Origin of the sequence: Synechococcus sp. R5-13 (assembly GCF_047462015.1) — a bacterium.
Classification (GTDB): domain Bacteria; phylum Cyanobacteriota; class Cyanobacteriia; order Thermostichales; family Thermostichaceae; genus Thermostichus.
Genome location: NZ_JANSIL010000009.1, coordinates 1 through 12330, shown reverse-complemented (window position 1 = coordinate 12330; position 12330 = coordinate 1). Strand labels below are relative to the sequence as shown.

Annotated in this window: 16 protein-coding genes; 8 read left to right on the top strand and 8 right to left on the bottom strand. The window is 59.8% G+C overall.

Features of this window, described 5'->3' with window-relative positions:
* Positions 1 to 78: 78 nt before the first annotated feature.
* Positions 79 to 543 (top strand): pentapeptide repeat-containing protein, encoded by a 465-nt coding sequence (locus NW840_RS00615; protein ID WP_011432098.1) that lies wholly within the window; start codon positions 79 to 81, stop codon positions 541 to 543.
* A 12-nt stretch (positions 544 to 555) separates the two neighbouring features.
* On the opposite strand, the gene cysQ is transcribed toward NW840_RS00615, so the two are convergent.
* From cysQ to rpsP, 5 genes are all read right to left on the bottom strand, one after another.
* Positions 556 to 1383 carry a 3'(2'),5'-bisphosphate nucleotidase CysQ gene (gene cysQ / locus NW840_RS00610; protein WP_414341715.1) on the bottom strand — a complete coding sequence of 276 codons (828 nt, stop codon included), beginning with the start codon at positions 1381 to 1383 and terminating at the stop codon, positions 556 to 558.
* A 15-nt stretch (positions 1384 to 1398) separates the two neighbouring features.
* Positions 1399 to 2160 carry an imidazole glycerol phosphate synthase subunit HisF gene (hisF, locus tag NW840_RS00605; protein ID WP_414330140.1) on the bottom strand — a complete coding sequence of 254 codons (762 nt, stop codon included), beginning with the start codon at positions 2158 to 2160 and terminating at the stop codon, positions 1399 to 1401.
* A gap of 61 nt (positions 2161 to 2221) precedes the next feature.
* Positions 2222 to 3325, bottom strand: coding sequence for an ArsA family ATPase (locus tag NW840_RS00600; protein ID WP_414341714.1), 1104 nt, complete (start codon positions 3323 to 3325; stop codon positions 2222 to 2224).
* On the bottom strand, positions 3322 to 3582 hold the full coding sequence (locus NW840_RS00595; protein WP_414341712.1) for a KH domain-containing protein: 261 nt from the start codon (positions 3580 to 3582) through the stop codon (positions 3322 to 3324). Before NW840_RS00595 ends, NW840_RS00600 begins: the two co-directional genes overlap by 4 nt.
* A gap of 52 nt (positions 3583 to 3634) precedes the next feature.
* On the bottom strand, positions 3635 to 4111 hold the full coding sequence (gene rpsP, locus NW840_RS00590; protein ID WP_414341711.1) for a 30S ribosomal protein S16: 477 nt from the start codon (positions 4109 to 4111) through the stop codon (positions 3635 to 3637).
* A gap of 187 nt (positions 4112 to 4298) precedes the next feature.
* Between rpsP and NW840_RS00585 the strand changes: the two genes are divergently transcribed.
* Complete coding sequence (locus NW840_RS00585) at positions 4299 to 4820, top strand: TerB family tellurite resistance protein (protein ID WP_414341709.1); 522 nt, start codon at positions 4299 to 4301, stop codon at positions 4818 to 4820.
* Between the two features lie 233 nt (positions 4821 to 5053).
* Here NW840_RS00585 and NW840_RS00580 read toward each other — a convergent pair whose 3' ends face one another.
* Entirely contained in the window at positions 5054 to 5449 is a 396-nt protein-coding gene (locus NW840_RS00580) for a metal-sensing transcriptional repressor (RefSeq protein ID WP_414341707.1), read from the bottom strand.
* A gap of 114 nt (positions 5450 to 5563) precedes the next feature.
* Here NW840_RS00580 and sds point away from each other — a divergent pair, with 114 nt between their 5' ends.
* On the top strand, positions 5564 to 6535 hold the full coding sequence (gene sds / locus NW840_RS00575) for a solanesyl diphosphate synthase (RefSeq protein WP_041436149.1): 972 nt from the start codon (positions 5564 to 5566) through the stop codon (positions 6533 to 6535).
* A 28-nt stretch (positions 6536 to 6563) separates the two neighbouring features.
* On the opposite strand, the gene lepB is transcribed toward sds, so the two are convergent.
* The gene (gene lepB / locus NW840_RS00570; RefSeq protein ID WP_414341706.1) at positions 6564 to 7250 is read right to left on the bottom strand and encodes a signal peptidase I; all 687 of its coding nucleotides are present in this window, start codon (positions 7248 to 7250) and stop codon (positions 6564 to 6566) included.
* Positions 7251 to 7411: 161 nt separating this feature from the next.
* On the opposite strand from lepB, the gene NW840_RS00565 reads away from it, so the two are divergent.
* Entirely contained in the window at positions 7412 to 7768 is a 357-nt protein-coding gene (locus NW840_RS00565; RefSeq protein ID WP_011432108.1) for a hypothetical protein, read from the top strand.
* A gap of 31 nt (positions 7769 to 7799) precedes the next feature.
* Here NW840_RS00565 and NW840_RS00560 read toward each other — a convergent pair whose 3' ends face one another.
* A complete protein-coding gene (locus tag NW840_RS00560) occupies positions 7800 to 8846 on the bottom strand; it encodes a hypothetical protein (protein ID WP_414341703.1) in 1047 nt (348 codons plus the stop codon).
* Between the two features lie 168 nt (positions 8847 to 9014).
* Between NW840_RS00560 and NW840_RS00555 the strand changes: the two genes are divergently transcribed.
* From NW840_RS00555 to NW840_RS00540, 4 genes are read left to right on the top strand one after another with little or no spacing between them, the layout of a single operon-like run.
* On the top strand, positions 9015 to 9734 hold the full coding sequence (locus NW840_RS00555) for a pyridoxine 5'-phosphate synthase (RefSeq protein ID WP_414341700.1): 720 nt from the start codon (positions 9015 to 9017) through the stop codon (positions 9732 to 9734).
* Between the two features lie 14 nt (positions 9735 to 9748).
* Positions 9749 to 10381, top strand: a complete 633-nt coding sequence (locus NW840_RS00550) for a DUF3318 domain-containing protein (protein ID WP_011432111.1) — start codon at positions 9749 to 9751, stop codon at positions 10379 to 10381.
* Between the two features lie 12 nt (positions 10382 to 10393).
* Complete coding sequence (locus NW840_RS00545; RefSeq protein WP_414341698.1) at positions 10394 to 11227, top strand: biotin--[acetyl-CoA-carboxylase] ligase; 834 nt, start codon at positions 10394 to 10396, stop codon at positions 11225 to 11227.
* A gap of 56 nt (positions 11228 to 11283) precedes the next feature.
* On the top strand, positions 11284 to 12174 hold the full coding sequence (locus tag NW840_RS00540) for a M23 family metallopeptidase (protein WP_414341696.1): 891 nt from the start codon (positions 11284 to 11286) through the stop codon (positions 12172 to 12174).
* The last annotated feature ends 156 nt before the right edge of the window (positions 12175 to 12330 follow it).

The following is a 12330-nucleotide window of genomic DNA, read 5'->3' as shown; positions in this document are numbered from 1 at the left end:
CAAACAGAATGCTATCGCTGCATAGTTGAACAGTGATGTTCAGCAGTGTTCAGCGTAAATGTATCAGAACAAACAGCGATGACAACAGCAAGTATTAAGCCTCTCTTGGATGCCAAGCAACTGTTGCAGGCTTATGCGTCTGGCCAACGGGACTTTTCCGGCTCCAACCTGAGCGGAGCGCAGTTGAGTGGCGCGAATTTGAAGGGCATTATCCTACGGGATGCCGACTTGAGTGGGGCAGATTTGCGCGAGGCGGATTTGTCGGGAGCAGATCTCTCGGGAGCCGACCTGCGCGGAGCCAAGCTGCGACGGGTGAACCTGATTGGGGCTAAGTTGGTGAAGGCAGATTTGCGGGGGGCCAACCTCTACCGGGCCAAATTGCTCAGGGCCGACCTCAGCGAAGCCGAGCTGAACCGAGCCGATCTGCGGATTGGGGCCGATCTGCGCGGAGCCATCATCACCAACACCCATTTCCGCGGTGCCCTCTACGACGAGTACACCAAGTTCCCGGATGGCTTTAACCCTACGGAGATGGGCATGTAGCCGGAGCTTCCCTCAGGGGATCAGGTTCTGCCACAGTTGGGCCATGCCTTCGGCAGCCGCCACAAAGGATGGATTGTGCAGGTCGGGCTTGTTGTAGCGCAAGGGATCCCCTGCCAGATCGGTAACCCTTCCCCCCGCCTGCTCCACAATGCACTGGGCAGCGGCAGTATCCCACTCCAGGGTGGGGCCGAAGCGAGGGTAGAGATGGGCAGATCCTTCGGCCACAAGGCAAAGCTTTAGGGCACTGCCCACAGACTTCACTTCCAGAGAGCCACAGCGCTGCCGCAGCCGCTCGAGGAACTGCTCCGTCTCCGGGTTGCTGTGGGAACGGCTGGCCACCACTTGTAGGGGTTCTTGGGCGTAAGGGCAGGTGCGGATGGGCTGTTCGTGAACGCAGGACGGAGTCCTTTCCCTCTTGCAGGCCCCCAGCTTTTGCGCAGCCGCGTAGGTGAGGCCCAGAGCTGGGGCATGGACGACCCCCAGGATGGGGATCCCTTCCTCGATGAGAGCAATATTCACCGTAAACTGGCCGTTGCGCCCGATAAACTCTCGGGTGCCATCCAAGGGATCCACCAGCCAAAACCGCTCCCACTGTTGCCGCTCTGGGTAAGGGATCCCGCCCGATTCTTCCGAGAGCACCGGGATCCCTGGGGTCAACTCTTGCAGGCCCTGCAGGATCAGGTGGTGGGCAGCCAGATCCGCCTCAGTTAGGGGGGAGGCATCTGCTTTGAGTTGGATCGGCAGCGATTTTTGCCGATAGAAGGGCAAGATGGCCTGCCCTGCTGCTTCTGCCAGGCGGCACACCTCAGGCAGGAGAGCGGCCAGATCTTGAGCCTGCACGGATCCCTCCCCAAGCTAGAAACGCACCGGAATGGCATGGGCGGCCAAGTCGGCTTTGATCTGCGCAATCGTCAGCCGGCCATAGTGGAGCAGCGAGGCCAATAGAGCCGCTTCCGCCCCTCCCTCCTGCAGAGCTTGGCGGATATGAGCACACTCCCCTGCTCCTCCTGAGGCAATCACCGGCACCGACACCGCCTCGGCCACCCGCCGGGTTAGCTCCAGGTCATAGCCTGCTTGAGTGCCATCGGCGTCCATGCTGGTGAGCAAGATCTCCCCTGCCCCCCGTTCGGCCACGGTTTTGGCCCACTCCACCGCGTCTAGCCCCGTCGGCTGCCTCCCCCCGCGCACGTACACTTCCCATCCCCCTCCCTGCGGTTTGGCGCGAGCATCAATGGCCACCACAATGCACTGGGATCCAAACCAGCGGCTGGCTTGAGTCACCAAATCCGGATCCCTGACCGCCGCCGAATTGAGGCTGACCTTGTCTGCCCCGGCCCGCAGCAGTTGTCGGATCCCCTCCAGATCGCGGATCCCCCCTCCCACCGTGAGGGGAATGAACACCTGCTCTGCGGTGCGCCGCACCACCTCCAGCAAGATCTCCCGCTCTTCGTGGGTGGCGGTGATGTCCAAAAAGACCAGCTCATCGGCTCCTGCCTGATCGTAAGCCTGGGCCAGCTCTACCGGATCCCCGGCATCCCGCAATTGCACAAACTGGATCCCTTTCACCACGCGCCCCGCCGCCACATCCAGACAGGGAATGATCCGTTTGGCCAACATCGCTCTCTCCCGAGGACTCCATACCGCTAACGCGAACAGAGGGGAACAACTGGGGATCGTTTTAGCCGAAGCTGATGACCAGGAAGGGTTCTTGAAACTTGGCCCCGGTCACCTGCCGACCCGCCAAGCTGGGGGGCAAGAACAAGTTGCGCCGCTGATCCCCGGCGGTAATGGTCAGCTCCGGGCCCGACTGGCTCAGCTCGATTTGGGCCTTGCTGAAGCCGGGAATAAACAGCTTGACTGTACGGGCTCCCTCGTCGATGGCCACGGGCGGCGGCACATCCGGCACGGCGAACATCCCTCCTACTGCCGCTTCCAAAGCCGACCAATCGGATCCCTGACGCAGGGGGAGTGTCCGTACTGTCAGCGGGAAAAAATCGGCGGCCGAGACCTCTCCCGGAGCCAGAGGGGTAACCCAGAGGCCACCCACCGTCAGCCCCACCATCTGAGCACTCCCCCAAAGGTAACGGGCGGTTTGCACGGCCATCGGGTCAGGGGTGGTCACCAGGTGGGCCAACACGCGGCGCGGATCGGCAATGGCCTGTCGTCCCTGCTCCAAGAGGTTAGTCATGCCCCCCAACCGCTCCGGCAGATCCTCCAGAGAGGAAAACTCCACAGTGCTCACCGAACGCAGCAACGGCTCGGCAAAGGGTCGCAGGGTTTTGGCCAAGTCGGATCCCAAAAAAGCCTTGGAAGCCCGCCGCCAGTACCAACTGGCCACCTCCGGGATCCCAAAAGCTCGCAAGGTGGTCAGATCCCCCGGCCCGTCGTAGAGAATGCAGTCGTATTGGCCGCTGGCATCGTAACGGCGCAGAGCTTCCAGGGCCAGGGCCTGATCCATGCCCGGCAACACCCCCAGTTCCTGGCCGTAGATCTCCCGGAAAAAGGGAGTGCGCACGTATCGGGCTTCCAGCTCTTTGGCCGCCGTCCAGAACTGCTCCAGCAGCTGGGTTGTCCGCAACTGCACCACGCTCAAGTTGGCAGCAATGGTCACCGGCTCGCCGGAAAGCGGGATCCCGCCCAAAAGCATTTCCAGCCCCGGCCCCGCCTGATGGCCCACCAACAGCACCCGCCGCCCCTGTTGGGCTGCCGCGCGAGCCGCCGCCACGGCCAAGGTGCTCCGACCTGTGCCCCCCTTGCCCAGAAAGGTGAGAATTTGGCTCATTCCCGCTCTCCCGCTTCTCCGTAGATGTCGATGTACAGAGATTGGCCCGCCAACTGAGCTGCAGCCATCATCACCTGTCGAATCGCCTGCAAGGTACGCCCGCCTCGCCCGAACACCCGCCCGCGATCCTTCGGGTCAAAGGCCAGCCGCAGCCATACCTTTCGCCCGCCACAGGTGGTTTCCACATCCATTTGAAGAGAGGCGCTGCTGAGCAGCGGTTCGATCAAAAGATGGGCGAGAGCCTTGTAGTCTGGCATAGAGAGCTAGACGACAGGAGGGAACAACTGGCCAAGCCAAGCTTAGCCGACCCTAGGCCTCAACCGCTTCCTCAACCTGAGGCTTTTCAACTTCAGCTTCTGGAGGACTTAGTTCTGCTGCTGTCTCGGTGGCAGCTTCGCTCAATTCAGACTCGGGAACATCGGCGACCTCAGCCTCGGCCACGGATTCTGTTGCAGGGGCCTCTTCTGCCGCCTCAGGGATCCCAGCTTCAGGCTTGGCCATGGCCGGGATGCGAATCGAGGCAACCACTCCGCCTTCCCCTGCTTTCAACATCTCGTAGATGCCGGCCTTTTTGAGGAGACTGTCCACGGTCTCTGTGGGCTGAGCGCCACAACGCAACCACTTCAGCAAGCCTGCCGTTTGCAAAACCGTCTCCTTGGTGCGCGGGTTATAGTAACCCAGTTCCTCTAGCGGACGGGCTTCACGGCGGCTTTTACTTTCAATGGCGATGATGCGATAGCTGGGTTGCCGCTTTTTTCCGTAGCGCTTGAGCCGCAATTTGACCATGGGGTATCCACTCCTTGGGGGACGCTCCGCAAGCTGTAAAGATCCAAAAAATCCAAAAAAGAGTTCGCCTAGACCCGCCAAGCCTGCTGAAGCTCCAGAGCCTCGCTCCGAGCCTTTGGCGTTTGGCCGGTAGACACAGGCTTTTTATTTTAAGCGATTTTCTGCTTGACTGGAACTTGACTGGAAAATGTCCGACCCCGGTTTGGAAGGCAACCTTCATGGCAGAGTTGAAGAGAAAACCCTACACTCAGCAGCAACTCCCATGATCAACTACGCCGATTTGACAGACGAGCAGCGCCAGCTCTACCTCAAGGCCCTGATCGCGGTGGCCCGAGTGGATGGCCAGTTGGACGAAGAAGAAACCTCTTTCTTCATGCAAATTGCAGAAGGGGTAGGCATCGAAGCGCCACTGGCCCAGACCTATCTGGCGGATGAAACAGGTGCGCCTTTGGATATCAGTGGGATCCCGCCCATGCGCAACGCGGCGGGGGCCTTGATCCTGCGGGATTTGGCAGCAATGGCGGTGGTGAATAGCCAGCTGGTGGAAAAAGAAGAGGAGCTAATTTTCGAGATCGGCAAAGCCATGCAGTTCAGCGCTGAGGAGATCAACGAGTTTATCGACTGGGCCTTCATGGGACTGCAGTGGCAACTGAAAAGCGCATCCCTGCTGGAGCGCTATGCCCAGCCCTCCCCCCAACCTTCTGAATGACATTGGGGTAGCGGGTAGCATAACGACAACCCGCCTTGGCCACTGCATCAACACTCCGGCTTGGTGTTTCCTTGAACCAAGCTAGGGGGGGTTTCTAGATTGAGTTAGATCATATGGTCGTTTCAGGTTAGGGTGATACACCTGGGCTACTGAGAAAGCCTTCTAGACTGGTGCATCCAATGTTTTAGGTGTGAGTGCAGTGTCCTAGTTTAAATCAAAATGACCATCAAAACCTAGCCGATAAAACGATCCAGAGCCCGCTGCAACTCCTCCAGCTCCACTTCGATATTGCCGGTCTCGATGGCATGGCGGATGCAGTGGCGAATGTGATCGTCCAAAATCAGCCGCGCCACCCGATCCAGCGCTCCCTTGACGGCGGCAATTTGCAGCAGCACATCTGGACAGGGCTGATCCTGCTCGATCATGGAGCGGATCCCACGCACATGCCCTTCGATGCGAGCCAAGCGGTTGGTCAACTTGCGCCGAGACTGGGGATCATGATGGTGAGGCTGGGCCCGCCCAGACAGCGGCGGCTTTTCCAGCGCCAGCTCCCACTCCTCCTCCCAATCGGGTTCTGAAGGGAGCGGTGGAACGGAATGAGATCGAAGTGGGGGGACGGGATCCGACATAAAAAGGGCAAAGGACTGCCTGCATGATACCGCTTGGTTTTCCCCGAGAACGATGGGGTACTCTACAATAGAAAAAGATGTGAAATTTTGTAAAACCTCTCATACTTTGGCTCCATGACCTCTGTGCTCTCCCCCTTTGGCCCTGTAGAAGCGGATCTGGAGCGTTTACGCCAGAACCTGACGCGGTTGGTCAGTGCCAAGCACCCCATTCTGGCCATGGCTGCCGAACATCTGTTTTCGGCGGGGGGGAAAGGGATCCGGCCAGCCATTGTGCTCCTCATCGCCCGCGCCACCACTCCAGATGGAGAGATTACCCCACGGCATTGGCGCTTGGCAGAGATTACTGAGATGATCCACACGGCCAGCCTGGTTCACGACGATGTCATCGACGCTGCCGATGTGCGACGGGGCATCGATACGGTGAATACCCTCTTCGACAATCGGATAGCCGTGCTGGCGGGGGATTACCTCTTCGGCCAAGCTGCTTGGTACTTGGCCAATCTGGACAACCTGGAGGTAGTGAAGCTCCTTTCCAAAGTAATCATGGATTTGCCGGAGGGAGAGGTGCGCCAGAGCCTCACCCGCTTCGACCCGGATGTGTCGATGGAAGACTACCTGGCCAAGAGCTTCTACAAAACGGCCTCCCTCATGTCCGGCAGTTCCAAGGCTGCTGGCCTGCTGAGCGGGGTTAGCGAGGAAGTGGCGGATCGCCTGTTCGATTTTGGGCGGGATCTGGGCATTGCTTTTCAGATTGTCGACGATCTGCTGGATTTCACCGCTTCGGCAGAGACGCTTGGCAAGCCTGTGGGATCCGACCTCATCCAGGGCAACCTCACTGCACCCGTTCTGTTTGCCCTAGAGGAATTTCCCCAGATGCGAGAGCTCATTCTCAGGGAGCTGTCCAACCCGCAAGACCTGAAGCAGGCCCTAGAGTGGGTGTATCAAAGCGAAGGGATCCCACGCTCTCGTCAGTTGGCCCGCGACTACGCCCAGCGGGCTGCCGAAGCGCTGTATAGCCTGCCGGACTCTGCGGCGCGTCGTGCTTTGTTTCAGATGGTGGACTATGTGCTGGAGCGGCTGCACTGAGCAGTCCCGACAGGGTCAAGCTGGCTTTCTACCGGGCTGTGTTGCCCAACACTTGGGCCTCTGGAAGAAGCTCAGGATATTTTGGCGGGGCGAAAAAGTGTAGGCGATTTGGGGGCCAAAAGCGAAAAATGGTGTTGCCGATGATGTTTTCTTCCGGCAAGAAACCCCACACATGGGAGTCTTGGCTGTCGTTGCGGTTGTCCCCCATCACAAAATAGGAGCGGGGAGGAACCACGAATTCGGATCCCTGATTGGGAACTCCAGGACAGCGCTCGCCAGGGCAAGAATAGTCGGGGGGGGCATAGATGTAGTCTTCCCGCAGCGGGATCCCGTTGATGATGACCTCACCGTTGGCGATGCGAATGCGATCTCCCGGCAGGCCGATCACCCGCTTGATGTAGGCCCCGTCGAAGTTCAGTTTGGCGGGAGGGTTGAAAACAATAATATCGCCTCGTCTGGGCGAACCAAAGCGGTAGCTGACCTTTTCCACCACCAGCCGATCCCCTTCTTCCAGAGTGGGCAGCATCGAATCGGAGGGGATCCAACGCGCCTCTGCCACAAAGGTGCGAATGCCGAAGGCCAGCAACAGAGCCAGCACCACCGTCAGAAGGTTTTCCCGTTGCGCCTGCCACCAGCTGCGGGATCCCGAGCTGGCAGGGGTTTCCCCTGATGGCGACTGGGGCTTGGGCAGAGGAGTTGGATCTTTTGACGGCATGGAAGCTAACGAACAAGACTTCACGATCTCAAGATTACCGCACCCAATCCAGGGCAGCAGAATGGGATGCCCTCCCATTAAACCCCTGCCGGAGAGACGAACAGTCGGCAATAGCATAGGATGGGTATCCTGGTGTACCGTACTCGCGACTGTCAGCCTCCATGACGATTTCAACAGAAGAACGCCTAGAGCGAGTCGAGCGCCTGGTCGAGGCCAATAGCCAAGCAATAGCTCGCCTCACCCAACAACAAGAGGAAGTTTTGAGGCGGATCGATCGGCTCTCAGGGGATAGCGAAAAACTCTCGGAGCGGGTTGAAAAGCTCTCGGGCGATGTCGAAAAGCTCTCGGGCGATGTCGAAAAGCTCTCAGGTGATGTCGAAAAGCTCACTTTTAAGTTCGACACCTCACAAACCATCGGGGAACGGCTGGAACGTCTAGCCACCAGCCTGATTGCCGGTGCCACCATCAGCATCATTGCCGGAGTGATTTTGGTGCTGCTGCGGGAGGGATCCCGTTGAAGGGATGTTGCTCGGGGCTGGTTTTGGGGGGTCAACTGCCGGAATTGAGTTTTTCCCAGTCCTGCTGGTGGATGGCGATCATCTGGGCTTGGGCTTGAATAGCTGCCAACACCTCCGTCATCAGGGGCCAGTCGCTCCGCGGCGGACTGGGGTACTGCTTAAGCTTGTCAACTGTGTTGCTGAGAGCACTTTGCAATTGTTGCAGCAGTTGATAGGTCTGTTGGGCCAAAGCTAGGGTCTCAGAGACGCGGAGGTTATTCTGGCCTTGTTGATATTTCTGGAGAGCTTCCCCTCGCAGGATGCTCAAGATGGCCCCTTCTCTAGAGGCGGCAGTCTGGCCACTTTTGGAGCGCTGCGGTATGATGCGCAACTGCAACACCAGTGGCTCCCCCCGGTACATCCGCTCCACCTCTGCCTGCTGCGGCTCCCCGATCAACTCCGGATCCAGCGCCATCATCCGCTTCATGGCGGTGATCAACTTCGCTCGTATGGACTCGGAGAGATCTTTGAACAGATCCCGCAAAATCCCCTGCTGGCGGTAGCGCACTCGACAAGAAGGCCCCTCTTGAGGCTCCACGAAAATTTGCTCGGCTTTCTCATCCAAAGCCCGCCGCAGCATCGAGTTGAGCAACTGCTGCACTGTCTCTTCTGATTCGTCGGCGGGGACGGACGGAGGCTGGGTTGGCCTCAACTGCGTGGGTGGCCCCGACACGGGAGCAGGAACCTCCCGAGTCACCCGGTTGGCTTGGGCCTGGAGGCGCAGCCGCTCCACCTCTGCCGGGTCGGGGGGATGGCTGAAGTAGTAGGCAATTAAATCCTGCTGCTGCTGAGCGGTGAGAGGGATTGGCTGGACGGAAATCTGGGAATAGGCCAGCATTTTGCTCACATAGTCCAACGCCGCCAAATCCTGGGGATCCACCATGCCCAAGATGAGGCTGTCGGTATCCAGGGCCAAGGGGACGACTTGGTAGTAAATGCAGATTTCCACCGGCAAGTACTGGGCAATTAGAGCCGGCACTCGCGCCCGGTCAACAAGGGAGTGTTGTCCCACCGCCAGAGAGGCATCTGGATCAGTCATGGCAAGCCCGGAGTGGATCCCGCACAGGCGAGACGTCGCTACCTGATCATAGAGTAAAGCCTACACCCTCGCGGCCTGAGGCCCATGGCATCCTGGCTCATCTGACCGGCGTAAATCGAATAATGTAATACTAGGGGTATTCTCCTCTACACCCAAAGCAGTAAAGCCTTGTTAAGTCTTGGAGTTAACATCGACCACATTGCCACCCTTCGACAGGCACGCCGCACGGTGGAGCCAGATCCGGTAGCGGCAGCGGTGATTGCCGAGCTGGCGGGGGCAGATGGCATTACGGTGCACTTGCGCGAGGATCGCCGTCACATTCAAGATCGGGATGTGCGGCTGCTGCGGCAAACTGTGCGCACCCACCTCAACTTAGAGATGGCAGCCACCGAGGAGATGGTGGCGATTGCCCTGGAGATTAAGCCTGACTACGTCACTTTGGTTCCTGAGCGGCGGGAGGAAATCACCACCGAAGGTGGGTTGGATGTGGCGGGGCAGGTGTCGCGCCTCAGGGATGTGGTCGGCCAACTGCAGGGATCCGGCATTCCCGTCAGCTTGTTTATCGACCCAGATCCGACCCAAATTGCCGCTGCTGCCCAAGTGGGAGCCCGCTGGGTGGAGCTCCACACGGGGCGCTATGCAGAAGCCTCATCCGAAGCTCAGCGGCAGGTGGAACTTGACCACCTGGAAAAGGCCAGCCAACAGGCTCTTCAGCTGGGCTTGCGGGTGAATGCGGGACATGGTCTTACCTACTGGAATGTCGGCCCAGTGGCGCGGATCCCTGGCATGGAGGAGCTGAACATCGGCCACAGCATTATCAGTCGAGCGGTGCTGGTGGGGCTGGATCGGGCGGTGCGAGAGATGCGTCAGGCGATGGGACTAAGCTGAGGAGCAGGCCCGGCATGAACTCGGAATACTACGGCTACGAAAACTACGTTCTGGATCAGGCGGAGATTGAGCGCCTGTTGGATCTGCTGCCAGCCAGTATGCGGGAGAGTGTGAAGATCTTGCCCGCCTCGGAACGGCAAACGGTGGTGATCAAAGGCCGTCGGCAAATGCCCTGGGAACGGCAGATGCGGCTGTTCATCAAGCCCTACGAGTGGCGGCAATTTACCCCCCTGCAGCGGGCGGGGCTGTTCCTGCACAAGGTGGGCTACTACAGTCGGGCGGTGTCGCGGCAGATCGACTTTTACCTGGCCATAGCAGCTCTGGGGGGGTTGAGCTTGATCTTCGAGGCCGTACAACAGGATCCCGTGGGAGCAACCGTTTCGGGTGGTTTGAGTGGCTTGGCCCTCTGGCAGTTGCGCCGCGACCAAACCAATGACCGTCGTCTGTTGGCTGCTGACGCCTATGCGGTGGATCGCCTGGTGTTGCGCGGGATCCCGCGGCTGCAGGCGGTGGAGGCCCTAGGGCAGGCGCTGCATGTGGAGGCCCGTCTGGAGGGGCGCTCGGGCAATGATCTGCTGGACATGTTGCGCTACCAAAACCTCAAGCGGCTGGCCCAGCGTCCGGCGGAAGATATTGTGTTGAGCTGATCCCGGACGGAGATGCTTTCCCCCTCGCGGCTGGGATCCCGAACGGGCCGGTGGGGCCGCTATCTCCTGCAGGTGGCGGTGACCGACTCCACCAATCGGCTGCTCTTGGATTGGGGGCGTCGCTTCCCACAGCCGCTGCCGGTGGGCACAGTTTTGGTCAGCACCCGCCAGCGGGCCGGGCAAGGTCAACATGGGCGAGTGTGGCACTCGCAGCCGGGGGGGCTGTACCTGTCCGTTTGGCTGGGATCCCCGCCCTTGCATCACTCGCTGCTGGAACTGACCCTGGCCTTGGGCTGGGGCATTGCGGGCTGCTTACGGCAAAACCTTGGGATCCCGCTGCGGCTGAAATGGCCCAACGATTTGGTGGTGGTGGACGAGCAGCGCCCGGATTCTCTGCTCAAGCTGGGGGGGATCCTGGTGCAAAGCCGCTTTGGGGGGAGGGGGCAACTGCTGGGGTTGGTGGCCGGTGTGGGGGTGAATGTCAACAACCCCGTTCCCATTGGGGCAATCACCTTAGCCCAAATTTTGGGATCCCCTCTGCACCGCTCACTCGACCGCACCGAGATTGCCGGCTGGGTTCTGCAGGGGATGGAGCAGGGATTCCACGTCTGGTTGCAAGGGGGATTTGCCCCCGTTCGCTCAGAGTACGAAGCCTGGATGGTCAAGCCGCAAGTCCAATGGCTCGAAAGGGGGACTAGCCTCACGATCTTGGGCCTTGCCGAGGATGGAAGGGTGCGAGTACAAACACAAGGGGAGCGACATCTGCAACAGCAGCAATCCATCCGGACGCTTACACCCGACCAAGTTCGCTTGAGCTATCACATGCCGGCGGGCGATAGCCTGTAATTTCTCTTGTGTTTTTTATGTGGCCTGTGTTGAACTCGGTGATGAAGCTTTGGGTTATGGCAGCGCGCCTTTTCTCCCCCCGAGCTTGGCGGCTGCGCTTTTGGCTGAAGCTGGGGCTGGCTCTGCTCTGGTTTTATCCCACTGCTCTGCTGGCCCAAACCCAACTAACCCCTTTGCCCCCGCCGCCCATGGTGGAACCGGCCCTAGACACGCCTGGGGCAGCAGCCCTGCTGCTGGATGGAGCCATTCCCCTGGGAGAGGGCAGCCCTGCGACCCTTGAGGCAGAAACCCGCCCAGAGACGGTCATGGGCCGCGAGATCGTGATTGAGCCCCAGAAGAACCATGACCTGGTTCCCCATGCTCAGCCTGAAGGTGGGGTGCCGGTGGTGCTGATGGAACGCAGCTCCGGTCGCCGCATCATTCTCGCCCCCGGCCAAGAGATTCGCATCGAGGATCCCAGCCAGCCCCAAGCTCCTGAACCGCAAACGCCAAGGTTGCCTGAACTGGCGGCAGGTGACGAACGACTGCTCTACCCCCTACCTCACCCGGTGCCGATTACTTCTGGATTTGGCATGCGAATTCACCCCATCCGCGGAGAGCCGGAGTTTCATGCTGGAGTGGATTTGGGGGCCAGCATGGGCACGCCGATCTTGGCCTCTTTAAGCGGCAAGGTGGTCACTTCGGGATCCCTGGGGGGTCTAGGGATCACCGTTGTGCTGGAGCATGCCGGCGGTCGGCGCACTCGCTATGGCCACATGTCCGAAGTTGCTGTAACACCGGGGGAAGTGGTAGAGCGGGGATCCGTCATCGGCTATGTGGGGGCGACCGGAGCGGTAACTGGGCCGCACCTCCACTTTGAGCTGTGGAAGCGGGCGGTGGGGCAAGGTTGGGTGGTTCTGGACGCCACAGATGATCTGAAGGTTGCTGTTGCCCAGCTGCCGGGTTAGCCAGAGCCGGCTTGGGTTAGCATAGGTGGGCGGGCTCCAACTGGAATGCTGGCGCAGGTAACCAGTTGGGTCATGCAGGTTTTGCGGACGTGGCGGAACGGCAGACGCGCTAGACTTAGGATCTAGTGCCGCAAGGCGTAAGGGTTCAAGTCCCTT

Bases quoted from the DNA above. Each gene is read 5' to 3' on its own strand.
- NW840_RS00580 (WP_414341707.1), bottom strand. From the start codon at position 5,449: ATGTCGGATCCCGTCCCCCCACTTCGATCTCATTCCGTTCCACCGCTC.
- NW840_RS00550 (WP_011432111.1), top strand. From the start codon at position 9,749: ATGAACTCGGAATACTACGGCTACGAAAACTACGTTCTGGATCAGGCG.
- sds (WP_041436149.1), top strand. From the start codon at position 5,564: ATGACCTCTGTGCTCTCCCCCTTTGGCCCTGTAGAAGCGGATCTGGAG.
- lepB (WP_414341706.1), bottom strand. From the start codon at position 7,250: ATGCCGTCAAAAGATCCAACTCCTCTGCCCAAGCCCCAGTCGCCATCA.
- rpsP (WP_414341711.1), bottom strand. From the start codon at position 4,111: ATGGTCAAATTGCGGCTCAAGCGCTACGGAAAAAAGCGGCAACCCAGC.
- NW840_RS00585 (WP_414341709.1), top strand. From the start codon at position 4,299: ATGTCCGACCCCGGTTTGGAAGGCAACCTTCATGGCAGAGTTGAAGAG.
- NW840_RS00600 (WP_414341714.1), bottom strand. From the start codon at position 3,325: ATGAGCCAAATTCTCACCTTTCTGGGCAAGGGGGGCACAGGTCGGAGC.
- NW840_RS00540 (WP_414341696.1), top strand. From the start codon at position 11,284: ATGGCAGCGCGCCTTTTCTCCCCCCGAGCTTGGCGGCTGCGCTTTTGG.
- hisF (WP_414330140.1), bottom strand. From the start codon at position 2,160: ATGTTGGCCAAACGGATCATTCCCTGTCTGGATGTGGCGGCGGGGCGC.
- NW840_RS00565 (WP_011432108.1), top strand. From the start codon at position 7,412: ATGACGATTTCAACAGAAGAACGCCTAGAGCGAGTCGAGCGCCTGGTC.
- NW840_RS00545 (WP_414341698.1), top strand. From the start codon at position 10,394: ATGCTTTCCCCCTCGCGGCTGGGATCCCGAACGGGCCGGTGGGGCCGC.
- NW840_RS00560 (WP_414341703.1), bottom strand. From the start codon at position 8,846: ATGACTGATCCAGATGCCTCTCTGGCGGTGGGACAACACTCCCTTGTT.
- NW840_RS00615 (WP_011432098.1), top strand. From the start codon at position 79: ATGACAACAGCAAGTATTAAGCCTCTCTTGGATGCCAAGCAACTGTTG.
- NW840_RS00595 (WP_414341712.1), bottom strand. From the start codon at position 3,582: ATGCCAGACTACAAGGCTCTCGCCCATCTTTTGATCGAACCGCTGCTC.